Raw genomic sequence first — 23,452 nt, 5'->3', positions numbered from 1 at the left:
TTTTATTTTAATATCAATTAATTATGTTATAAAGCTAAGAATCTAACAGAAAAGTGCGGTTTAAACTCATTTAATTCTACAATAAAAACGTTGAAAGATCTTCATAAAAGGATCAAAAAAATTACTTGAGATTTTTGCCAAAATCCGTATAATTTGCCCACTCTTTTTTAGGGATCTTTTATAGCAAAAAATCAAGTAGTTGCAAAAATAGATAAGATAATTTGTAGATTTTTAATCAATAATTACTTGATTTGGCTGATTCCAATTTGACGAACGTAGATTTTATGAGTAGAATCTTGTTCCTTAACTTTGAATACCCTTGTTTTCAAGTAATTTGTGTTTTGTTCGCTTTTGCAACGGCATTTGTGAATAAAGCGATCAATAACCATTTTGATTTAGGTAAATTTTAATATGAAACGTACATTTCAACCTTCTGTATTAAAACGTAGTCGTACTCACGGTTTCCGTGCTCGTATGGCAACTAAAAACGGCCGTCAAGTTTTAGCTCGTCGTCGTGCTAAAGGTCGTAAAAGTTTATCTGCTTAATCCTTACGCCTTAGCGTGGTTAAGCTAAACTTTTCTAGGGAGTTGCGTTTGTTGACTCCCGAACATTTCAAATACGTCTTTCAAGAGCCGCTCCGTTCTTCTGCACCTGAAATCACAATTCTTGCCCGAAAAAATAATCTGACGCATCCACGTTTAGGTCTTACCGTGGCAAAAAAACATTTGAAAAGAGCCCACGATCGTAATCGGATTAAACGTTTATGCCGTGAAAGTTTTCGTTTATTACAACATAGTTTGCCTAACTATGATTTTGTGATTGTGGCAAAAGCAGGTATTGGCAAGTTAGATAATCCAACTTTAACCCAAACTTTGGATAAATTATGGCAACGTCACATTCGATTGGCGAAAAAGTTCTCATCAAACTAATTCGTGTTTACCAAATTGTGCTAAGTCCGTTAATTGGACCTCGTTGTCGCTTTGTTCCGACCTGTTCTTGTTATGGTATTGAAGCAATAAAAACGCACGGAGCAATAAAAGGGGGTTGGCTTACGCTTAAACGTATATTAAAATGTCATCCTTTAAATGCTGGTGGATTCGATCCTGTTCCACCAAAAAATTATAACAATAATCACAAAGAGAACAACTGATGAATAATCGTAGCTTATTAGCTCTTGCTCTACTGTTTATTTCGTTCCTTGTTTACCAACAATGGGAAATTGACAAAGCACCGAAACCAGTGGCACAACAAACTACAGTTTCTGCTGTATCTAATGATACGCCAACCAGCTCAACTGCATCTGCATCAATGGTTGATGGAACGACTCAAGGTCGTATTATCACCCTAACAAATGACGTATTTAGCTTAAAAGTGGATACTTTAGGCGGTGATGTGGTGGCAAGTAGCCTATTAGATTATGCAGCAGAACTTAATAGCCAAGAACGTTTAGTATTATTAGAAAATAATCCGAACAAAGTTTATGTTGCACAAAGTGGTTTAGTGGGCAAAAACGGGATTGATAGTGCGGCAGGTCGTGCTGCGTATCAAGTAGATGGTGATAACTTTGCACTAGCTGATGGTCAAAATGAATTACGAGTGCCATTAACCTTTAGCCAGAATGGTGTGACTTATCATAAAGTCTTTGTGTTAAAACGTGGTGAATACGCAGTTGAAGTGAATTATGAAATTCAAAATAACAGCGACACAGCAATTGAAGTACAACCTTATGGTCAGTTAAAACACACTTTAGTGGAAAATTCAGGCAATATGGCGATGCCGACCTATACTGGTGGTGCTTATTCTTCAGCCGAAACTAACTATAAAAAATATAGTTTTGAAGATATGGGGAAAAATAACCTAGCGATTAATACTAAAGCGGGTTGGATTGCAATATTACAACATTATTTTGTGTCTGCTTGGATTCCGAATCAAGATGCAGATAATCAACTTTACACTAGCACCAATAACGGCATGGGTTTTATTGGTTATCGTGGACCGACCGTGACTGTTCCAGCTGGAACAAGTGAAACGATCAAAAGTCAACTTTGGACAGGTCCTAAATTACAAAATAAAATGGGCGACGTAGCAAACCACCTTGATTTAACTGTTGATTATGGTTGGGCGTGGTTTATTGCAAAACCATTATTTAAATTGTTAACCTTTATTCAAAGTATTGTGGTGAACTGGGGTGTGGCAATTATGTGTGTTACTATCATTGTGAAAGGGATCTTATACCCACTCACTAAAGCACAATACACCTCCATGGCAAAAATGCGTATGTTGCAACCAAAAATGCAGGAAATGCGTGAACGTTTCGGCGATGATCGTCAACGTATGAGTCAGGAAATGATGAAATTGTACAAAGAAGAAAAAGTCAACCCAATGGGTGGTTGCTTACCGATTCTTGTGCAAATGCCAATTTTCATTGCTTTATACTGGACATTTATGGAAGCGGTAGAGTTACGTCATGCGCCATTCTTTGGTTGGATTCAAGACTTATCGGCACAAGATCCGTATTATATTTTGCCATTGTTAATGGGAGCATCAATGTTCCTGTTACAAAAAATGTCGCCAACCCCAGTGGCAGATCCAATGCAACAAAAAGTGATGACCTTTATGCCAGTGATCTTTACTGTTTTCTTCTTATGGTTCCCGTCTGGCTTGGTGTTATACTGGTTAGTGTCTAACTTAATCACCATTGTTCAACAACAGTTGATTTATCGTGGATTAGAGAAGAAAGGGTTACATTCTCGTAAATAATTGGTTTAACGAACTGAAATGCGACTAATACTTCAATATAGAGAATTAGTCGCACTTTTGTTCATTAGGCATAGGTAATAAAATAGTGCGGCGGAAAAGTTGTGAGTTTCCCACCGCACTATTTTCATATAGAATGGGCACTTACCTACGCCCAATATTTTTTCTTAGATGTTTTTCCTATTCCGGGATTAAAACTATTCGTTGGATCAAGGTTGCGATAAAATTTACGTAGCTCAGGTTTTGCCTCATATAAATGTCCAACATTATGTTCAGCCGGATACTTAGCTCCACGTTTATCTAATATTGCTAACATTTCCTCTTCTAAAGCATGGCAATCATGCCCTTTTTTCACAATATAATCCTGATGAAATACATAACACATAAAATGTCCATAATAGAGTTTATGGCTGATTTTCTGGTTAATTTCATCAGGTAAGGTTTCAAACCACTGATCGTCATTCCGTCTTAGTGCAATATCAAGTGCAACGAGCTCTTCAACTTCCTCAGCATGAATGGCTCGATAGCGAATGGCTGCAGATGCAACCGCAAAACGATGTAACATAGCAGCTTGTGTTTCATTGGCATCACATTCAAAATAGCCACCATTGTTTGGATCATTAAAATAATGCATTAAATAATCTCGAGCTTCTTGTATCCCTGTTCCGCCCATTTTTATAATTAAATGATGTTCATATTTATCACGGTATTGACGCAAACTTTCAGGTAAATGCTGTGGAATAAACTTAGATCCAAATTGCAGTAATTTATCGCTGAAATCCTGTAATCCGATTTTTTTAGCGAAACGATCCACTTTTGCTTTTAAGGCAAATAACGCTGGAAGTCGATGAGTACCAAATTTTCTAATCACCCAAAAGGTATCTTTACCATATTTTGCCGTTACATCAAACGCATCACGATGGATATATTCGCCTGAAATAGGTAGTTGTCGGAAATTGCTTAACATATGGCGACGAATATTATTAAGTACATCGGTTTGATTGGTACCAATATAAAAAACAGCGGTGTCTTTTTCTAATGGAAAGGTATCAAGCCGTACCGCAAAAATAGCCAATTTACCAGCGCATCCCGATGCTTCGTAATGTCGATTAGGATCAGCATTAAAACGAGCGGGGCTATCTTCGTCCACTTGACGAACATGATTACAATAGGCATGGTCATGTCCACGTTTTTCAGTTTGTTGAATTTGTTCAGGGCGATAATTACCAGACTGTAAATTCTGTAAAATTTGTTCTGGACTGTCACCAAGATCAATACCTAAATGGTTATGTAAAGACAATTCGCCTTTTTCATCTAATTGGGCAAAGACCGCCATTTCAGTATAAGCCGGACCACGTTGCACTAATGCTCCACCGGAATTATTACAGATTCCGCCAATGATAGAAGCACCAATGCAAGATGAACCAATCACGGAATGGGGTTCACGTTGATGCGGTTTTAATAACAGTTCTAGTTCGTTCAATGTTGAACCGGGTAAACACACTACTTGTTGCGCATTGTTAATCATTTGAATACCATCAATTCGCATAGCATTAATAATCACAATATCACGATCATAATCATTACCGCTTGGGGTTGAGCCACCAGTTAATCCAGTATTAGCAGCTTGTGAAATAACAATAACATCTGCGGCAACACAGACTTTTAATACTCGCCAAAATTCAATTAAGGTTGCAGGACGAACTACAGCAATAGCTTTACCCGAACCAAAACGATAGCCACTACGGTATTGTTGATTTTTAGCGGGATCGGTAATAACATAGTTTTTACCAACAATTTGATTAAGTTCTGCAATAAGTTGTATTATTGCCATAGCAAATTCCTTATAAAATAGTCTATTGTATTATTTACTTTCCAAATCAACCCCAAGCACTTCCGGAATCAATTTAATTTCACTGTAAAGACGATGTAAAATCTCTTTATCTTCTAAATCAGCACGTAAATCCAACTTAATTTCCCCATGATATAAATCCTTAATATTCATATCTTCAATATCACAATGTTGCTGTGCAAATAAGGTTTTAATTTTATTAATACCCGCCATATCATTGAGATGAACGGTTAAAGTAGCCTTAATATCTGCGGGACGATGACGCTGAACATAACGTTGCACAATCGGACTTAAACGAATGGCAATAAAAATCATCAAGGTCGCAAGAATGGCATCAAAGAAAAAACCTGCTCCTGATGCAATTCCAATTCCCGCCGCTGCCCAAATAATCGCAGCGGTGGTTAACCCTGAAATAGCATCATTGCTTTTACGTAGAATAACACCAGCACCAAGAAAACCTATCCCACTAATCACTTGGGCGGCTAATCGCATAGGATCGGTACGGATATTTTGTGAAACTTCCGCATAATATTCTGCCGATTGAATGGAAACAATGGTTAAAATACAGGTCGTAATGGAAATAATGACACAAGTTTTTACCCCGACAGGCTTACGTTTTAATTCACGCTCTAAACCAATGATGCCACCTAGACACATGGCGACACATAATTTCATTAAAATAATAAAATGTGATGAATTAATCAATGCTAAAAATAAAGTTTGTATATTTTCCATTAGATTATCTCTTGTTCTATTAGGGAAGTAACATCAGGCATGACACCTCGCCATAAGTCGAAAGAATGGGCTGCCTGCCCCACCAACATGCCAAAACCGTCACTCACATTCTGTGCACCAAGAGACTTCGCCCAAGCCACAAAAGGTGTATCAGATTGTTGAGCGTATTGCATATCATAAACAGCATGGGCTAGTTTCAGAATATCTGGATTAATCGGAGTAGTTTGCCCTTGTAATCCTAAAGAGGTCGCATTAATCACTAAATTAAATTGATGCACGGGAATGTCGCTTAATTGCTCCGCACTTACTTTACCATATTGTGCGAATTTATCCGCTAAATCCTGTGCTTTGGCTAAAGTACGGTTAGCAATCGTAATATTTTGTCGAGCTTGTAATAAAGGTAATAATACACCTTGCGTCGCCCCTCCTGCCCCTAAAATTAAGATAGACTGATTGGGTTTTAGCCAATCTAAACGTTGTAAATCACTGACTAACCCAGCACCGTCTGTATTATCTGCATAGAGTTCACCATTATCTAATTTTTTCAACGTGTTACAGGCACCCGCGGTTAATGCTCGTTCGCTATAAACTTGAGCAAGTTGATAAGCACGCTGTTTGAAAGGAGCAGTAATATTACATCCTTTCGCCCCCGCTGCAAAAAATGCCAGAAGTTGGGATTCAAAATGAATTTTATCCCCTAGGATTGCCACATACTCCATTTTCTGACTAGTTTGTTGAGCAAAAAACTGATGAATCAAAGGAGATTTGCTCTGAGCTATTGGATTGCCCCATACCGCATATTTATCCATTTGCTATCCTTGTCTAAATAATTGATTAGTAAATAAATCCCGAATTTCTGATGGATTTTTCGCATTGCCTACTGGCATATCTAACAGTGGGAAATTCTCACCAAATTGTGACCGCACTTCTGCTGCTGTTTTACAAGGTGGTAGCCCTGTCAAATTAGCACTAGTTGAGGTTAAGGCAAAACCAGCGGCATAGCATAATTGTTGCACCGCTGGATGATGGCACAGGCGAACTGCAATACTATCAAATTTTCCAGTTAGAAATTTTGGTACATCTGCACGGACCGGTACCACCCAAGTAGTTGGACGGTCATATTGTCCTTGTAATCTCTCCCAGTCCTGTGGCGTGAAATTTTTCGTCTCAATAAATGGCAATAAAAAATTTATATCTGGTGCCACTAAAATTAACCCTTTTTCCATCGGGCGCTGTTTTAAATCTAATAATTTTTCCACCGCAGTTTGGCTTAACGGATGACAACCTAGACCGAATACGGCTTCAGTAGGATAAGCAATAACGTGATCAGACTTGAGTAAATTAACTAATGTGTTCATATAATTATTGTTAATTAAAATAAAAAGAAACGCTAGAGTAAACCAGCGTTTCTTCATAATAAATTGATTATTGTCTAAAATGGAATATCATCATCAAAATTATCCAAAGGTGGTTCACTTACTGGTGCTGCTTTTTGTGTTTGCTGGGGCTGACGAGGTGCAGATGTTGAGCGTGAATAACCACCAGATTGTTGCCCCGCAAAATTACCATTGCTGGCAAAGCCACCGTTATCTTGGTTAAATCCACCTTGGTTTGCATTGCGACTGTCCAACATTTGCATGACATCGCCTTGAATTTCAGTGGTGTAACGATCTTGTCCACTCTGATCTTGCCATTTCCGAGTACGTAAACGACCTTCAACATAAACCTGTGAACCTTTGCGTAAGTATTCACCCACCACTTCAGCTTGACGACGATAGAACACAATGCGATGCCATTCAGTGACTTCACGCCGTTCACCGGTATTTTTATCATTCCAACTTTCACTCGTCGCAACACTAATATTGGCGACCGCTTCGCCGTTTGGCATGGTACGAATTTCCGGATCGTTACCTAAGCGACCAACGATAATGACTTTATTAACTCCTGCCATAATTTCCTCGATTAATGGTTAATTTAGACAATATTCTGCCTTAAAATAAAAAAAAAATCCATATTTTTTACTGGTTATTTTAACAGAGATTAAAATATGTGATATGCTTTCCAAAATTTTACTTTTTTCGTACTGCTATGGGGCAGACAATGGATCAAATAGACATTCGTGGGGCAAGAACCCATAATTTAAAAAATATTAACTTAACCATTCCACGTGATAAATTAATCGTTATTACTGGATTATCGGGATCAGGAAAATCATCTTTAGCTTTTGATACACTCTATGCGGAAGGGCAACGTCGTTATGTAGAAAGTCTGTCGGCGTATGCTCGTCAATTTCTTTCCTTAATGGAAAAACCGGATGTGGACAGCATTGAAGGGCTTTCACCAGCAATTTCCATTGAACAAAAATCGACATCACACAACCCTCGTTCAACGGTGGGAACGGTAACAGAAATTCACGATTATTTACGCTTGCTGTTTGCTCGAGTGGGCGAGCCACGTTGTCCAACGCATAATGAACCATTAGCTGCTCAAACTATTTCACAAATGGTAGATAAGGTATTGAGTTTGCCTGAAAATAGCAAAATGATGTTGCTTGCCCCAGTAGTGAAAGCTCGCAAAGGTGAGCATGTGAAGATTTTAGAACACATTGCTGCTCAAGGCTATATTCGAGCTAGAATTGACGGTGAAATTTGTGATTTATCCGATCCTCCGACATTAGAATTGCAGAAAAAACACACCATTGAAGTGGTAGTTGATCGTTTTAAAGTCAGACCGGATTTAGCCACCAGATTAGCAGAATCCTTTGAAACGACTCTAGAATTATCCGGTGGTACCGCTGTTGTCGCTAATATGGAAGATGAAAAAGCCGAAGAATTGGTTTTTTCTGCAAATTTTGCTTGTTCCCATTGTGGATATTCCGTACCAGAATTAGAACCGAGGTTATTTTCTTTTAATAATCCAGCCGGAGCTTGTCCCACTTGTGATGGTTTAGGCGTACAACAATTTTTTGATGAAAAACGCGTCGTACAAAATCCATCTATTTCTTTAGCCGGCGGTGCTATTAAAGGTTGGGATCGGAGGAATTTCTATTATTATCAAATGTTAACGTCTTTAGCCAGACATTATGATTTTGATGTAGAAACCCCATTTGAAAAACTACCGAAAAAAATTCACGATATTGTGTTGCACGGTTCGGGTAAAGAAGAAATTGAGTTTAGTTATTTAAATGATCGGGGCGATAAAGTTATCCGTCGTCATCCTTTTGAAGGAATTTTAAATAATATGGCTCGCCGTTATAAAGAAACGGAATCAATGTCTGTACGTGAAGAATTAGCCAAAAATATTAGCACTCGTCCTTGTATAGATTGTGATGGTTCACGTTTACGACCAGAAGCTCGCCATGTTTATATCGGACAAACCAACTTGCCAGATGTATCGGAAATGAGCATCGGCGAAGCCTTGCAGTTTTTTGAGAAAATGGCATTAGCTGGACAAAAAGCTAAAATTGCGGAAAAAATTTTGAAAGAAATTAAAGAACGTCTTTCTTTCTTAGTCAATGTAGGCTTGAACTATCTTTCTCTTTCTCGTTCGGCAGAAACCCTTTCCGGTGGCGAAGCACAACGGATTCGTTTAGCCAGCCAAATTGGTGCCGGCTTAGTAGGTGTGATGTACGTGTTAGATGAACCGTCCATCGGGTTGCACCAACGAGATAATGAACGCTTGCTTAACACGTTGATTCATTTACGGAATCTTGGCAATACCGTGATCGTAGTGGAACATGATGAAGATGCTATTCGAGCAGCAGATCATATTATTGATATTGGACCGGGGGCGGGGGTTCATGGTGGTGAAATCATTGCACAAGGTACCGCTCAAGAAATTATGGCAAATCCCCATTCCATTACAGGCAAATATTTGTCAGGGGTCGAAACTATCAAAATTCCCGAAAAACGCACCGCACTTGATCCAAGCAAAATTTTACGCTTAAACGGTGCCACAGGAAATAATCTGAAATCGGTAAATTTAGAAATTCCGGTGGGCTTGTTTACTTGTATTACGGGGGTGTCAGGTTCGGGTAAATCCACTTTAATTAATGATACCTTATTCCCGTTAGCACAAAATGCATTAAACCGTGCAGATAATATTAACTTCGCGCCTTATGAATCCATTGATGGCTTGCAACATTTCGACAAAGTGATCGACATTAACCAAAGCCCGATTGGACGTACGCCACGTTCGAATCCAGCGACTTATACAGGTTTATTTACCCCCATTCGTGAACTATTTGCAGGTGTACCAGAATCCCGAGCAAGGGGTTATAACGTGGGTCGTTTCAGTTTTAATGTGCGTGGTGGGCGTTGTGAAGCCTGTCAAGGCGATGGCGTATTAAAAGTAGAAATGCATTTCTTGCCCGATGTATATGTGCCGTGCGACCACTGCAAAGGAAAACGCTACAACCGTGAAACACTCGAAATCCGTTACAAAGGCAAAACCATTCATCAAGTACTAGATATGACAGTGGAAGAAGCCCGCGAATTTTTTGATGCCATCCCTGTAATTGCCCGTAAATTGCAAACTCTTATGGATGTAGGTTTGTCTTATATTCGCTTAGGGCAATCTTCTACCACGCTATCTGGTGGCGAAGCCCAACGAGTGAAGTTAGCCACCGAATTGTCTAAGCGAGATACAGGAAAAACCTTGTATATTTTGGATGAACCCACTACTGGCTTACATTTTGCTGACATCAAACAGTTGTTGGAAGTGTTACACCGCTTACGTGATCAAGGAAATACCATTGTGGTAATTGAACATAATTTAGACGTGATCAAAACTGCTGACTGGATCGTAGATCTTGGTCCCGAAGGAGGTAGTGGTGGCGGTGAAATTATCGCCAAAGGTACGCCAGAACAAGTGGCAAAAGATAAAAAATCGCATACAGCGAGATTCTTGAAATCTATCTTAAAAGTATAGCCAGCAAAAGTGCTACTAAAAAGGAGTAAAGCCAATTAGTATTAAGCTTTACCCCTTTTACTGTTGTTTACAACTAGAATAACTCTAACGCTTTCTGCACAATATGTTCTGCGGTTAAGCCATATTCTTGCATTAAGAAATCTAATGTACCTACTTGTCCATAACGATTATTAATACCAACCCTACGCATTGGTGTTGGGCAATGCTCGGCAAGCACTTCTGCGACCGCTGAACCTAATCCATTGGTAATGCTATGAATGCTATGGTTTTCGCAAGTGACAATTTTACCTGTGCGTTTGGCACAATCAATCACACAATCCACATCCAGCGGTTTTAAGGTGAAAATATCCACCACCGTGGCTACAATGCCTTGTTCTGCCAATTTATCGGCAGCATCTAAGGCTTCGGCGACCATAATGCCGTTGCCAGCTTAGGGGGCTTAGATGTGGGGGCCGTATCTTATCCAAGACTCACAACCATTTCTATCCCTTATGAACAAATTGGTTATCAAGCAGGACAAAAACTCAAGTCGTTATTACAAGATAATGACACCAATATTCAGGCAGAATTGATCGAGATCCCTACAAAATTGGTGGTGAGAGACAGTTGTTAACATCACTCCAACCTTAGAAAATGAAGAGACAGCTTACAGCGAAGGATTAAAGGAAGGGATTCGGATTATTGCGAACGTTTTTGAAAAAGAGAAAAATGGCGAAGATCTGATTCAAGCCTCCTTTGCCAATCGTCCGTTATTGCAAGCTCGTTTGAAAGATATCAAATACTGAGCAACGCATTAAAACTATATTACCAATCCGAATTTAGAAACCTATAGTTCGAGTAAATATACGGGCTTAATGACGGATTATGCCGGAGCATACAATGTGACTGCCAGCACAATTAAAGGCTTTTAAAAAGTGTCAATGGAAAAGCATTAATACGGTGAAATAGTGGCGAATATTACCGTTTTTAGTACCATCAGCTTTCGCCATCCCCTAATTGAGATAGTCACACCGCTCAATACGACAGTGGAAAAGCCAACATCCACATTCCGCAAGAATTTGACGTCATCGCTGAATACAGCACGGCGTTACTCACTGAAAATAAAATGACTGAATAGTTCTTTCATGTTTTTGCATTGTCTTAAAGCACAACAGATTATTAAGTCACATGGCTTTTTCCTATAATTCTGAAAATTAACTGTAATTACTGCCGATTTTTTGATACATTACGCATAATTTTTCTATATATTATTTAACGAACGGAATTCTTATGTTATTCAAAAAAATTCGGGGTTTATTCTCCAACGACTTGTCTATTGATTTAGGTACAGCAAATACTTTAATTTATGTAAAAGATCAAGGGATTGTACTTGATGAACCTTCTGTGGTGGCAATTCGTCAAGGGCGAGCAGGGCAACGTAGTATTGCAGCGGTGGGTAAAGACGCTAAAATGATGCTAGGTCGTACTTCCAACAATATTGAAGCTATTCGTCCGATGAAAGACGGGGTAATCGCCGATTTCTTTGTGACGGAAAAGATGTTGCAATACTTTATTAAACAAGTACATAGTGGTAATTTTCTGCGTCCGAGTCCACGCGTGTTAATTTGTGTGCCGGCAGGGGCAACGCAAGTTGAACGTCGTGCCATTAAAGAATCAGCAATTGGTGCTGGCGCCAGAGAAGTCTATTTAATTGAAGAACCGATGGCAGCGGCAATTGGTGCGGGATTGCCAGTATCTACCCCAACTGGGTCAATGGTGATTGATATCGGTGGCGGGACCACAGAAATTGCGGTGATTGCTCTAAATGGTTTAGCTTATTCTTCTTCCGTGCGTATTGGTGGAGATAAATTTGACGAAGCGATTATTTCTTATGTGCGTAAAACCTTTGGTTCGATCATTGGTGAAGCTACCGCAGAGCGCATTAAACATGAAATCGGTGTGGCTTATATTGAATCTGATGACGATGTACTTGAATTAGAAGTTCACGGCTTGAATTTATCCGAAGGTGTGCCACGTCCATTTACCCTGACTTCTCGTGATGTGTTAGAAGCCATTAGTCAGCCATTAAAAGGCATTATTGATGCAATTCGTTCTGCTTTAGAAGAATGTAAACCTGAGCATGCTGCCGATATTTATGAATACGGCATCGTATTAACCGGCGGCGGCGCCTTATTACGTAATATTGCACATTTAGTCAGTAAAGAAACTGGCGTACGTGTCGTGGTGGCAGATAATCCATTAACTTGTGTTGCATTAGGTGGTGGTGAAGCTTTGCATATGATCGATATGCATGGTGGCGATATTTTTAGTGATGATATTTAAATAAATACAGTGAAAAAAGTGCGGTGATAAATTTTCTATTTTTGCACCGCACTTTTTACTTTGTTTTGGATTGGCTATGAAACCTATTTTCGGAAAAGCCCCGCCATTGGGATTACGTTTATTTCTCGCCGTAACAGCATCTATTGTGCTGATTCTTTCTGACGGGCAAAGTAATGCGATGATTAAAGTACGTAGTGCACTGGAGACCTTTGTTGGTGGTTTATATTACTTAGCTAATACTCCCCATACGGTTCTTGATAGTGTTTCTGACAATCTCATTGATACCAATAAACTGCAAATTGAAAACCGCGTATTGAAAGAACAATTACGAGAAAAAAATGCGGATTTATTATTGTTGGATCAATTAAAAGTGGAAAATCAACGATTGCGTTTATTACTCAATTCTCCATTACGTACTGATGAATATAAAAAAATTGCCGAAGTATTAACTGCGGAAAGTGATACCTATCGTCAACAAGTGGTGATTAACCAAGGCAGAGGAACGGGTGCCTATGTGGGTCAACCAGTGATTGATGAACGTGGCGTAGTTGGGCAAATTATTTCAGCCGGTGAAGATAGTTCTCGAGTCTTGTTATTGACGGATGTTACCCACTCCATTCCTGTGCAAGTATTGCGTAATGATGTACGAACCATTGCAAGTGGAACTGGTCGGGCAGATGAACTATCCCTTGATAATGTGCCACGTTCAGTGGATATTGTAAAAGGGGATTTACTGGTGACTTCTGGTTTAGGAGGTCGTTTCCCAGAAGGTTATCCAGTTGCGGTGGTTGAGACTGTTTCTCGAGATGGTTCTAACTATTTTGCCACGATTACTGCTAAACCCTTGGCTTCCTTAGAACGATTACGTTATGTTTTACTTCTCTGGTCAAGTGCAGAAGATATGCATAAGGTTCAGGCGCTTTCACCGGAAGAAGTACGTAATGCTGTGCAACAACGATTAGGGAATAAAGTCGATACACGCCAAAAAAAAGAAAAAACCTCTGAAGAGCAAGAGCAAGAGCAAGAGCAAGAGCAAGAGCAAGAGCAAGAGCAAGAGCAAGAGCAAGAGCAAAATATACCACATACCATGGATGATAATAGTACTGAGAATTTACCCATGGAAATGAATTTAAATGATACTCAGTTTGATCTTGAGTTAAAAGAACATCGGGAGGAATATTAATGAACGGACGTTTTCTTATTCAGGTCATTAGTTTACTCTGTATTTTTGTAGCAGCATTAGTATTAGAAATTGCCCCTTGGCCAGCTGGTTTCCAAAGTTTCAAACCAGCTTGGTTAGTGTTAGTGTTAACGTATTGGTCATTATCTATTCCGGAAAAAATCAGTATTGGATCGGCGTTTGTGCTTGGTGTTGTTTGGGATCTGGTGCTAGGTTCTGTAATGGGTGTACATGCTTTAGTACTTTCAGTGTTTATGTATGTAGTCGCAAAAAATCATTCTGTATTAAGCAATCTCTCCCTTTTACAACAGAGTTTACTCACCGTTTTACTGGTATTTTGTATTCGTATTGGCATTTTCTTGATTGAATGGACAATGCATAATGCTACTTTTCAATGGCAAGAAATCTTTGGAGCATTCATTAGTGGGTTACTTTGGCCTTGGGTATTTTTGTTGTTGCGCAAGATCAGGTTGAAATTGCAAATTAATGAATAAAATTAGGTAAGATAAAATTACCCAATTAGTTTTACCGAAAATGGTCACTACTCTTACCGTATTTTAATTAGAATGATATATTTCTTAAAAATTATTATACTAATAGTTTTGATATTTACAGTTAATAACATTATTTATTAATTATTATTTAAATTAATACACTAATAAAATTTGAAATTACAAAATTTTGTCTGAATTCACCGCAGTTTACCCATATAAATTCTGTGGCAAAATAAGCAAAACTCGCTTAAAATCCAGTCTATCAATTTTATTTATCAAGGGAACAATACTATGTCTAGACCACTCAATTTTGTCATGATTTCCCCTCACTTTCCAACGAACTTCGAAACCTTTGCGGTGCGAATGAAAGAAAAAGGCATTAATACCTTAGGGATTGCTGATACACCTTATGAACAACTTAGTGAAAATTTACGCCATGCTTTAACGGAATATTATCGTGTAGATAATATGGAAGACTACGATCAGGTTTATCGTGCGGTGGGATATTTTGCACATAAATACGGTCGTATTGATCGTGTAGAATCACATAATGAATACTGGCTTGAATTAGATGCAAAATTGCGTACTGATTTCAATGTTTTTGGTTATAAAAATGAAGATATGTTAGCCATTAAAACCAAAGCACAAATGAAAGAAGTTTTTCGCCAAACAGGTTTAAAAGTAGCTAAAGGACAAGTCTTCCAAAATGATGATGAGGCTCGTAAATTAGCTAACAAACTGAAATTCCCCGTTATTATTAAACCAAATTCTGGTGTCGGGGCAAGTGATACTTACAAAATCAAAAGTGCGGATGAATTAGAATCCTTTTTTACTTACAAGAATCCGCAAGTTGAATACATTATGGAAGAATTCATTGATGGTGATATTGTAACCTTTGATGGCTTAACTGATCATGATGGTAATATCGTATTCTATTCTAGCCTTGAATATTCTGAAGCTGTATTAGACACCGTCGAAAAAGATGGTGATATGTTCTATTATGTTCCTCGTGATATTTCGCCTGAATTAATCAAATTAGGCAAACAATGCGTAGATGCCTTCGGTGTACGTGAGCGTTTCTTCCACTTTGAATTTTTTCGTGTGAAGAAAACAGGTGAATTTTTACCACTAGAAATTAACTGCCGTCCACCAGGTGGTTTGACTATTGATATGTGGAATTATGCGAATGATTTTGACGTTTTCAAAGAATACGCTAATGTGGTGACAGAAAATAAATTTTATACAAACATTACGCATCCTTGGAATGTGGTGTATATTTCTCGTAAAGCCAATCAAAATTATGCTCATTCCATTGAACAAGTGTGTGAGAAATTTGTTGACAATATTATTAGTGTCCAAACCGTGCCGGGAGTATTTGCTAAAATCATGGGGGAACATGGCATTTTAGCTCGTGCAGAGAGCATTGAGAAAATGCGTGAAATCGTGCAATTTGCCCAGAAAAAACAATAATACAGGAATAAAACTATGCATTTTGAAAGAAGAAGTCATTGGAGTGGTGAGTTAGGGCGTGAAATGCACTTTAATGTGTATGGTCATGCTGGTAAGCCGGTTATTGTATTTCCATCATCAGGTGGAAACCAAAATGAATACGGCAATTTTGGCATGATTGATGCTTGCCGTTCTTTTATTGAACGTGGCTTAATTAAATTCTATACACCAGATTCTTATGATAACGAATCTTGGTTAGCAACATGGAAAAGTGCCCATGATATGGCATTAGCTCACAACGCTTATGATCGTTATATTGTCCATGAGCTCGTACCATTAATTCGTCATGAATCACAATGGAATGGAGCCATGATTGCTACCGGTTGTAGTATGGGAGCATTCCATACAATTAATTTTGCCTTACGTCATCCAGATTTATTTGATACGGCTATTGCCCTGAGTGGCGTGTACGATGCTCGTTTCTTTACGGGCGATTTTGGTAGTGATCAAGCAGTGTATTTTAATTCACCGATTGATTATGTAGCAAATCAAAATGATGAGTGGTTTTTAGCACGTTATCGCCAAAATCATTATGTAGTGGCGGTCGGTCAAGGCGCTTGGGAGGAACAGCATATCGCTGATACATCACGTTTACAACAAGTTTTTGATAGCAAAGCTATTAGTGCTTGGTTTGATTTCTGGGGTAGTGATGTAGATCATGACTGGCCTTGGTGGCGAGTACAAATGCCGTTTTTCTTAGGTAAGCTAGAAGAACAAGGGATTATTTAATCTGATTTAGTATTAACCTTGAATTTATGTACAAGGTTAATAAACGTTACAATGTTTCTCGTATCGCCATTATAAACAAGATAGTTGGTAAAAGAGCATAGTAGATAAGCGTATTGCTAGAAAAGGCATAGTAGACAAAATAGTTGGCAGTTTTTTATACACTATGCCCTAGCAGACAAAATAGTTGGTTTTGATTATTTTTAATAATTAGAATCAACTATTATTACAAGATGTGCATTTATAGCGTTGAATATTATTTTGAATGCCATATCTCTGAATTGACGGATTTTGGCAAAAAGGGCAATTTTTTATTCATAATTCAAAAAAGTGGGTTAAAGCCAATTACTATAAGGCTTTAACCCACTTTTTACCAACTATTTTGTCTACTATGCCAATTTTTAATGTGAGTAGAGTATTATGCTAATATTCTCAACAAAATCGGCTTAAACGACGATTTTGTTTGTACGTTTTTTGCATAATAACGCACTGCTACAAAGGAAACTGCGGTACAAAAAAAGATAAAAATCGCATTGATTAATTCGTGTTGGAACAATTTTTCACCAATAAAGGCGGTGACTAAAATCGTTAATAATGGTAAAAAGTAAAGCAATAATGCGGAAAATAGGAGTGATCTTTCTTCTAATCCAATTTCAATGGTTTGCCCTATTTTTAGCGGTGTAATGGTTTCTAAGATAAAAATATGTTCACCGGGTTCACCCGTTAATTCAGAAAGTGCTGATGTACCACAAACAGATTTCGCAGTGCAATTTCCGCATGCTGATTGTGATTGGCATTTCACTGTTGCCACACCTGGTTGATAATCAATTACTACAGCACTTTCTTTAATCATTACTTAATCCTTTATTTAAATTGTAAATCTTGCACAATACGTTTTGCGGTAGCAGATGGAATTTGACCAATTAATGTCACTTCTTTATCTCCGATATTTTCACTATAGATGGTATTCATTCCCTGTCGCCAGAGATTATCTTGATTTCCATTGATAATTTTATCTGCTACATAAATAGTAAAGGAAAATAATCCGTCGCTATATAAGCGGCTTTCAATAATATTGTTACCATCAATATCTTCTGGATCAGCATTTTCACTCACTAAAGTAAAGCCTTTAGGCAACCATTTTGTCTGCCAACTGGTAATCGACGGTTTTTCATTTGATTCATCGGTGAGTAACGGCGGAAAATGAACCGCATTTAATTGTTCCACTAATGACTTGATTTCATCACCAATATACAAATTCACCACATGGAAACTTTCCAGTAAATTATCATTGCGATCAATCAGATCACTACGTAATAATAAATGGGTTTCTTCATCAATGAACAGTACATATTGATAACGGAAATCATCTTTTGGCATAATTCTAATCACTTGTACTAAACGATCTGCCACACGATTACGTCCCAAGGCAGAAAAATCATAGTTTTCTGCGAATTTTTCGATGTTAGCCGATAAGATATTTGGTAAATAATCGATAATATGATTAGATTGAATAGTAAACGGGGTGAAATTACTTTGGAAATAGCTGACCAAGTTGTCGCGACGAATAATATCTTGTTGACTACTTTCTAAAGTGGTTAATTGAGCGTAGCTTTTATTGTCTAAATTAACGTGTTTATAACGAAAAGCTTGCAAATCTGTTAGATTAGTTTGCACAAAAGAAATTTGATAGTTTAATTCGGTTTGAGCTTTAGTCATTGATGTCACTAATTGTTGTGGGGTAAGATTTTCTTGCGCCAATACGGCACTAGGCAAACTGAGTAGTAATGAAAGCGCGGTTAGATTTTTGATAATTTTTAACATTGAACAACTCCACCGTTTATTTTTATATTATCATTCATTTAAAACAAAATCACCACCGCAAACGGTGGTGATCAGAGAACAAATATAAATTATTTTTGATGTTGACCTAAATTCACACCGTCAGCGTGTAGACGGCGTTGCAATTCGTAATTTTGCAACATGGCGCCCATCCGTTTATTTTTCTGTTCGATTTGCTCATTTGTGATGACATCTTTACTTGGCGCATTATAGCTTACTTGTTGTACACCATTATTAAATGGTAAAGTTTGTAATACGGGGGTATCAGCAGATTTCTCCGTTTGGCTGGCGTTAAACGTTTGCACACCTAATACGGCGACTAAACACACTCCAGCTGCCACGGCAACTTGTGTTAACGGCGCAAACATGGCTTTTAATTTTTGCATAAACGGTGAGGTTTCCACTTCGTCTGGTGTTGGCTGTGAAATTTGTAACGGTGTTTCCGCATCAATTAACGCATCCATTTTCGCTGTAAAATCCGAGCCTAAAAAGACTGCACTTTCTTCACGAATCACAGAACGAATGGTATGAAAATTCGCCCAACTTTGTTGTAATTCGCCATCACGACACAATGTAGCAGTGAATTCGTTACTTACTTGTTCACCGTCCATATAGGCGGAAAGTAACTCTTTTTGCATAATAATACCCCAATTAATTGTTTAGTTTGCCGTTGCTACGGATGTTATCGCTGTAACAGCGGATTAATTTTATTTTCAATAATTTCTCTTGCTCGGAAGATTCGAGAACGTACAGTACCCACTGGACAATCCATAATATCGGCAATTTCTTCGTAACTCAACCCTTCTAGCTCACGTAATGTAATGGCGGTTTTCAGTTCTTCTTGCATACTCTCGATCGTATCAAAAACAATCTTTTTTAATTCCGCTGAGAGTAACTCATTCTCTGGCGTATCCACATCACGTAAATTCGTGCCTGAATCGTAACTTTCAGCATCTTCTGCTAAAATATCTTCGTTCGGCGGACGGCGACCTTGTGCCGTCAAATAATTCTTTGCAGTATTCACTGCGATTCGGTAAAGCCAAGTATAAAAAGCACTGTCACCACGAAAAGAATCCATTGAGCGATATGCCTTGATAAAGGATTCTTGCACCACATCGGGAATATCATTGCGTGGTACATAACGTGTTAATAAGCCTGCTACCTTGTTTTGATAACGAGAAACCAACAAATTAAAGGCTTTCTTATCCCCTTGCTGTACTCTTTCTACTAAAGCCTGATCGGTAATCTGTTCAGTCATATTATCTCTTGTGGCTTGCGATAAAACAACAAGCACTATAATTGGTTAGAGCAACCGTTTTCTAAAAAGTTCAAACATTTTAAAAAAGGTACGAAAAAAAGCTAATTGCTTAACTGCAATGTCCGATGAATATAGTCAACCATTGCTTGCAACTCCGTATCTATCGCTGGTTTGCGATTGAAAAACCAAGAAAAAAGCTGCAAGTCTGTGCAAGCCAATAAACGAATAAAACTCTGTTTTTGGCACTCACTTAGTCCATCAAAATGTTGTTGATAAAAGGGCATAATCACCTTGTCTAATTCCAACATCCCACGGCGACAATCCCACTCAATACGAAGTTTATTGTATTTTGTCATAATTTATTCCTATTTATTATCGAGGTATTATAACGAAAAATAAAAAATAAAGAAAAATAAACCGCACTTTAGTGATCATGAGAGTGGTTAGATTGTAAGGAAAATGTCTTTTCCCTTGATTTTCCTTTAGTTAACCTTTATCTTTAGCTTTAATTAAACGTTATTTCGGGGTCAATCAATGAATTCAATTCAATATTTAGTGAACAGTATTTTAGGCGTGTATCTGCTGGTCGTCATGTTTCGCATGTGGTTGCAATATTGTCAGGCAGATTTTTATAACCCAATTTCACAAGCTGTAGTGAAATTGACGGATCCGGTGTTAAATCCAATACGTAAGACTTTTAAACCACGTAAAAATATGGATATTGCAGCGTTGATTTTTGTCTTCGTAGTAGGCTTGGTTAAATATCCTTTATTGGCTATCTTGGGGGGAAAATGGTCATTTGACGGTGTAGTGGAAAATTTCGGTTTGTTTACCGTTGTTGGTATATTGACTGTCATAAAAATTTGGGGTGAGATGATTTTATATGTAATTTTTATCGGCGCAATTTTAAGTTGGTTTAGACGGGGCAATGATCCTTTGTCTTACTTATTATATCAATTAGGCGAGCCGGTTTTGCGTCCGATTCGTCGTCTATTACCGAAAACGGGGATGATTGATTTTTCCCCCATGATATTGGCGTTTGTGCTGTTTTGGTTAGATAAAGTGATGTATGACATTATTCCTTATGGTATTTGGAAAATTGTGTAAAGTAAAAGTGCGGTGCGATTGGCTGAGATTTTTATGTCCGCAATAGAACAAACAGCAAATGGCTTGCGGTTACGGATTTTATTGCAACCTAAAGCCAGTCGTGATGCGATCATAGGATTACATGCTGATGAATTAAAAATCAGCATTACAGCACCACCTATTGATGGGGCGGCGAATGTGCATTTGTTGAAATATTTGAGTAAATTATTTAAAGTGCCAAAAAGTATGATTCAGTTAGAAAAAGGCGAATTGAATCGACATAAGCAGGTATTTATTCCTGATCCGAAGACTATTCCGTCTGAGATTATTTCGTTAATTTAAACTTAATTCAAACACTGCCTTTTGCGGATTGCGTTTAAAGCCTTCCATTTCTAAAATATATTGCGGGTGTTGCTCCTGTTCTACGGTGAGCATTTTGGCTTGAGTAAAACACACAAATTCTTTCGCTTTTTCAATAAGTGCGGTGTAAATTTCGGTTTTTTGAGGATTATTTTGCACAAAAATATCGGTTAATTGCCAGTAGCGTTGTAATTGTAGGGATGATAAACGGGGATAGAGTTGAATAAAGCCGACCGCTTTTTGTTGGTTATCAAGAGCTAAGAAGAAAATACTTTCACTAAAACGAATCCGGTTATTAAGAAATTGATGAGTTCTTTCCGGATTTTCTGCCATGCCGTGTGATAAACGGTATTCTTCAAATAGTGGAAGTAATACGGCGAGATTCCATTGTTCAGCTTTGAAAATACGCATAATGTTAGATGTTTATAGGTTAGGATTGATTAAAAAATAACAAATTTATACAGTAGATTGTACCTTGTAATTTGAGAATAATCACCTGTTAGATCAAAAAAAGATGAAAAAAAACAAAAATCGGGCTAAAAATTTGTTATATTAAGTTTATTCATTTTGATTAATTTATATGGAGAATTCAAATGGCAGTTCGTAAACCACTCGTTATGGGTAACTGGAAATTAAATGGTAGTAAAGCATTTACCAAAGAATTAATTGAAGGTTTGAAAAAAGAACTTCAAGGTGTAACAGGTTGTGGCGTGGCGATTGCACCACCAGTCATGTATTTAGCCGAAGCGGAAGCTGCATTGGCCGGTAGTGAAATTGCGTTAGGTTCACAAAATGTGGATATTAATGTGCAAGGGGCGTTTACCGGTGATATTTCTACTGCGATGTTAAAAGATTTTGGGGCGAAATATATTATTATTGGTCACTCGGAGCGTCGTACATATCACAAAGAAAGTGATGAATTTATTGCGAAAAAATTTGGTGTGTTGAAAGAAGCTGGATTAGTTCCAGTATTATGTATCGGTGAATCCGAAGCCGAAAATGAAGCCGGCAAAACGCAAGAAGTTTGCGCAAGACAAATTGATGCGGTTATTAATGCATTAGGTGTAGAAGCCTTTAATGGTGCGGTGATTGCATATGAACCAATTTGGGCAATTGGAACAGGTAAATCTGCGACCCCAGCTCAAGCTCAAGCAGTGCATAAATTTATTCGTGATCATATTGCAGCAAAATCTCAAGCTGTAGCCGATCAAGTGATTATTCAATACGGTGGTTCTGTAAATGATGCCAATGCAGCAGAGTTATTTACTCAACCAGATATTGATGGTGCATTAGTTGGTGGAGCATCATTAAAAGCACCTGCGTTTGCAGTAATTGTGAAAGCAGCGGCTGTGGCAAAAGCATAATTATATGAAATAAGTAATAAAATGCGATTATTAACCGCAGATTGATCTGCTCGCCAGAAGTTGGACAGATAATTTGTAGGCATAGTAGACAAAATAGTTGGTTTTGATTATTTTTAATAATTAGAATCAACTATTATTTAAAAAATCCTTTATAAACATAATATTATTCTTCTTAGATAATCCGTGATGAACAATAAGTTTTCCTTTAAGTTTACCAAATAAATTTTCTATGCGGTTTGTCGTCTTATCCATATTTAATTCAGGATATTTCTCAAAGGTAAATAAATAATCTTGATGACGTAATAAACTCCTATAAGCACTTCTTAATTTGCGATGTTTAAATGGATAATAACCTTTTTCATTTGGATATTCAGACCGTTCATTAATATACTCTTTATATTTTAAATACCAATCATGTAATTCACGATAAAATTCATTTTTTAGGCTTGATTTTAATTGAGTGACTAATCCTTTGAAGGCTTTACCTGCTTCTGATTTTAGATTCATGGTTAATTTTCTCGTGACTATAGCCACTTGATGAAACTGGCATAACTGGATTGGTGTGTTAAAAATGTCTTTCAACAATCCACCTTTACCATCGCAGGTAATTGATTGTATTACATAGCCTTTTTCTCTGAATTTATTTATTGCCACGGCATAATAAACAGATTTTTCTGTTTTCACTATTTGATGATAAATGACCTTTTTTGTATGTAAATCCATAAAGACCATTATGCCAAATTTTCTACCAAAGAAGGTTATCTATAATTAAGTTTAAATAATGGTTTTGTGGCGAATTTAACGGGGTTTTAGGGGCTTTTAATAAATATCTTTGAATCGTTCTTACTGAACAATGATATTTCTCGGCAAGTTGTTTATAAGATTGTTTTCCTTCGGTGTAATCTTGCCAAATTTTAATTGGATTTAATTTCTTTGTTAAGGAAAAAGTTTTATTACAAGATGTGCATTTATAGCGTTGAATATTATTTTGAATGCCATATCTCTGAATTGACGGATTTTGGCAAAAAGGGCAATTT

Annotated in this window: 26 protein-coding genes and 1 pseudogene; 14 read left to right on the top strand and 13 right to left on the bottom strand. The window is 37.6% G+C overall.

The features are described from left to right. Positions 1–411 precede the first annotated feature (411 nt). Genes rpmH through yidC form a run of 4 tightly spaced genes read left to right on the top strand, consistent with a single transcriptional unit; the run spans position 412 to position 2,761 of the window. On the top strand, positions 412–546 hold the full coding sequence (gene rpmH, locus O1Q79_RS10430; protein WP_005539760.1) for a 50S ribosomal protein L34: 135 nt from the start codon (positions 412–414) through the stop codon (positions 544–546). A 15-nt stretch (positions 547–561) separates the two neighbouring features. Further along, complete coding sequence (gene rnpA, locus O1Q79_RS10425) at positions 562–930, top strand: ribonuclease P protein component (RefSeq protein WP_386692313.1); 369 nt, start codon at positions 562–564, stop codon at positions 928–930. Further along, positions 885–1,151: a membrane protein insertion efficiency factor YidD gene (gene yidD / locus O1Q79_RS10420; RefSeq protein WP_386692311.1), complete on the top strand. Its 267-nt coding sequence runs from the start codon at positions 885–887 to the stop codon at positions 1,149–1,151. The genes rnpA and yidD overlap by 46 nt, the downstream gene beginning before the upstream one ends. Beyond that, positions 1,148–2,761 carry a membrane protein insertase YidC gene (yidC, locus tag O1Q79_RS10415; RefSeq protein WP_386693395.1) on the top strand — a complete coding sequence of 538 codons (1,614 nt, stop codon included), beginning with the start codon at positions 1,148–1,150 and terminating at the stop codon, positions 2,759–2,761. Before yidD ends, yidC begins: the two co-directional genes overlap by 4 nt. Before the next feature lie 145 nt (positions 2,762–2,906). Here yidC and dld read toward each other — a convergent pair whose 3' ends face one another. From dld to O1Q79_RS10390, 5 genes are all read right to left on the bottom strand, one after another. Next, entirely contained in the window at positions 2,907–4,592 is a 1,686-nt protein-coding gene (dld, locus tag O1Q79_RS10410; RefSeq protein WP_386692309.1) for a D-lactate dehydrogenase, read from the bottom strand. A gap of 30 nt (positions 4,593–4,622) precedes the next feature. Beyond that, complete coding sequence (locus tag O1Q79_RS10405) at positions 4,623–5,345, bottom strand: MgtC/SapB family protein (RefSeq protein WP_386692307.1); 723 nt, start codon at positions 5,343–5,345, stop codon at positions 4,623–4,625. Further along, positions 5,345–6,154: a shikimate dehydrogenase gene (gene aroE / locus O1Q79_RS10400; RefSeq protein WP_386692305.1), complete on the bottom strand. Its 810-nt coding sequence runs from the start codon at positions 6,152–6,154 to the stop codon at positions 5,345–5,347. The genes O1Q79_RS10405 and aroE overlap by 1 nt, the downstream gene beginning before the upstream one ends. A gap of 3 nt (positions 6,155–6,157) precedes the next feature. Next, positions 6,158–6,703, bottom strand: coding sequence for a Sua5/YciO/YrdC/YwlC family protein (locus tag O1Q79_RS10395; protein WP_386692303.1), 546 nt, complete (start codon positions 6,701–6,703; stop codon positions 6,158–6,160). Between the two features lie 74 nt (positions 6,704–6,777). Beyond that, positions 6,778–7,296, bottom strand: a complete 519-nt coding sequence (locus O1Q79_RS10390) for a single-stranded DNA-binding protein (RefSeq protein ID WP_386692301.1) — start codon at positions 7,294–7,296, stop codon at positions 6,778–6,780. A gap of 149 nt (positions 7,297–7,445) precedes the next feature. On the opposite strand from O1Q79_RS10390, the gene uvrA reads away from it, so the two are divergent. After that, a complete protein-coding gene (uvrA, locus tag O1Q79_RS10385; protein WP_386692299.1) occupies positions 7,446–10,274 on the top strand; it encodes an excinuclease ABC subunit UvrA in 2,829 nt (942 codons plus the stop codon). Between the two features lie 73 nt (positions 10,275–10,347). Here the strand turns inward: uvrA and O1Q79_RS10380 are convergent. After that, positions 10,348–10,698 (bottom strand): annotated as a pseudogene (locus O1Q79_RS10380) (transketolase C-terminal domain-containing protein); the annotation flags it as partial. A 21-nt stretch (positions 10,699–10,719) separates the two neighbouring features. Here O1Q79_RS10380 and O1Q79_RS10375 point away from each other — a divergent pair. The 6 genes from O1Q79_RS10375 to O1Q79_RS10350 all read left to right on the top strand — a co-directional run bounded on the left by O1Q79_RS10375 (position 10,720) and on the right by O1Q79_RS10350 (position 16,508). Next, positions 10,720–10,887: a substrate-binding domain-containing protein gene (locus O1Q79_RS10375; protein WP_386692297.1), complete on the top strand. Its 168-nt coding sequence runs from the start codon at positions 10,720–10,722 to the stop codon at positions 10,885–10,887. Between the two features lie 656 nt (positions 10,888–11,543). Then, positions 11,544–12,596, top strand: coding sequence for a rod shape-determining protein (locus tag O1Q79_RS10370; protein WP_132300108.1), 1,053 nt, complete (start codon positions 11,544–11,546; stop codon positions 12,594–12,596). A 76-nt stretch (positions 12,597–12,672) separates the two neighbouring features. Further along, positions 12,673–13,779: a rod shape-determining protein MreC gene (gene mreC / locus O1Q79_RS10365; protein WP_386692295.1), complete on the top strand. Its 1,107-nt coding sequence runs from the start codon at positions 12,673–12,675 to the stop codon at positions 13,777–13,779. Continuing rightward, positions 13,779–14,270, top strand: a complete 492-nt coding sequence (gene mreD, locus O1Q79_RS10360; protein WP_386692293.1) for a rod shape-determining protein MreD — start codon at positions 13,779–13,781, stop codon at positions 14,268–14,270. The genes mreC and mreD overlap by 1 nt, the downstream gene beginning before the upstream one ends. 291 nt (positions 14,271–14,561) lie before the next feature. Next, positions 14,562–15,740: an acetyl-CoA carboxylase biotin carboxylase subunit family protein gene (locus O1Q79_RS10355; protein WP_386692291.1), complete on the top strand. Its 1,179-nt coding sequence runs from the start codon at positions 14,562–14,564 to the stop codon at positions 15,738–15,740. A gap of 15 nt (positions 15,741–15,755) precedes the next feature. Continuing rightward, on the top strand, positions 15,756–16,508 hold the full coding sequence (locus tag O1Q79_RS10350) for an esterase family protein (RefSeq protein ID WP_386692289.1): 753 nt from the start codon (positions 15,756–15,758) through the stop codon (positions 16,506–16,508). A gap of 415 nt (positions 16,509–16,923) precedes the next feature. Here O1Q79_RS10350 and O1Q79_RS10345 read toward each other — a convergent pair whose 3' ends face one another. From O1Q79_RS10345 to O1Q79_RS10325, 5 genes are all read right to left on the bottom strand, one after another. Further along, positions 16,924–17,358: a SoxR reducing system RseC family protein gene (locus tag O1Q79_RS10345; RefSeq protein ID WP_386692286.1), complete on the bottom strand. Its 435-nt coding sequence runs from the start codon at positions 17,356–17,358 to the stop codon at positions 16,924–16,926. Positions 17,359–17,369: 11 nt separating this feature from the next. Continuing rightward, entirely contained in the window at positions 17,370–18,329 is a 960-nt protein-coding gene (rseB, locus tag O1Q79_RS10340; RefSeq protein WP_386692284.1) for a sigma-E factor regulatory protein RseB, read from the bottom strand. 89 nt (positions 18,330–18,418) lie between these two features. Continuing rightward, complete coding sequence (locus tag O1Q79_RS10335; RefSeq protein ID WP_153985103.1) at positions 18,419–18,985, bottom strand: sigma-E factor negative regulatory protein; 567 nt, start codon at positions 18,983–18,985, stop codon at positions 18,419–18,421. Positions 18,986–19,029: 44 nt separating this feature from the next. Then, positions 19,030–19,605: an RNA polymerase sigma factor RpoE gene (gene rpoE, locus O1Q79_RS10330; protein WP_132302830.1), complete on the bottom strand. Its 576-nt coding sequence runs from the start codon at positions 19,603–19,605 to the stop codon at positions 19,030–19,032. A gap of 101 nt (positions 19,606–19,706) precedes the next feature. Next, positions 19,707–19,961, bottom strand: a complete 255-nt coding sequence (locus O1Q79_RS10325; protein ID WP_153985102.1) for a succinate dehydrogenase assembly factor 2 — start codon at positions 19,959–19,961, stop codon at positions 19,707–19,709. 178 nt (positions 19,962–20,139) lie between these two features. Here O1Q79_RS10325 and O1Q79_RS10320 point away from each other — a divergent pair, with 178 nt between their 5' ends. Both O1Q79_RS10320 and yggU read left to right on the top strand, forming a co-directional pair. Beyond that, a complete protein-coding gene (locus O1Q79_RS10320; RefSeq protein WP_386692281.1) occupies positions 20,140–20,712 on the top strand; it encodes a YggT family protein in 573 nt (190 codons plus the stop codon). Between the two features lie 33 nt (positions 20,713–20,745). Then, the gene (yggU, locus tag O1Q79_RS10315) at positions 20,746–21,033 is read left to right on the top strand and encodes a DUF167 family protein YggU (RefSeq protein ID WP_153985101.1); all 288 of its coding nucleotides are present in this window, start codon (positions 20,746–20,748) and stop codon (positions 21,031–21,033) included. Here yggU and O1Q79_RS10310 read toward each other — a convergent pair. After that, positions 21,025–21,462, bottom strand: coding sequence for a GNAT family N-acetyltransferase (locus tag O1Q79_RS10310; RefSeq protein WP_386692278.1), 438 nt, complete (start codon positions 21,460–21,462; stop codon positions 21,025–21,027). The genes yggU and O1Q79_RS10310 overlap by 9 nt on opposite strands. A 182-nt stretch (positions 21,463–21,644) precedes the next feature. Here O1Q79_RS10310 and tpiA point away from each other — a divergent pair, with 182 nt between their 5' ends. After that, positions 21,645–22,415, top strand: coding sequence for a triose-phosphate isomerase (gene tpiA / locus O1Q79_RS10305; RefSeq protein ID WP_386692276.1), 771 nt, complete (start codon positions 21,645–21,647; stop codon positions 22,413–22,415). A gap of 126 nt (positions 22,416–22,541) precedes the next feature. Here the strand turns inward: tpiA and O1Q79_RS10300 are convergent, their stop codons facing one another. Continuing rightward, positions 22,542–23,138 (bottom strand): transposase, encoded by a 597-nt coding sequence (locus O1Q79_RS10300; protein WP_386692274.1) that lies wholly within the window; start codon positions 23,136–23,138, stop codon positions 22,542–22,544. Between the last annotated feature and the right edge of the window lie 314 nt (positions 23,139–23,452).

The organism is Lonepinella sp. MS14434, from assembly GCF_042468235.1.
Classification (GTDB): domain Bacteria; phylum Pseudomonadota; class Gammaproteobacteria; order Enterobacterales; family Pasteurellaceae; genus Lonepinella.
This window is presented reverse-complemented; position numbering and strand designations above follow the sequence as displayed.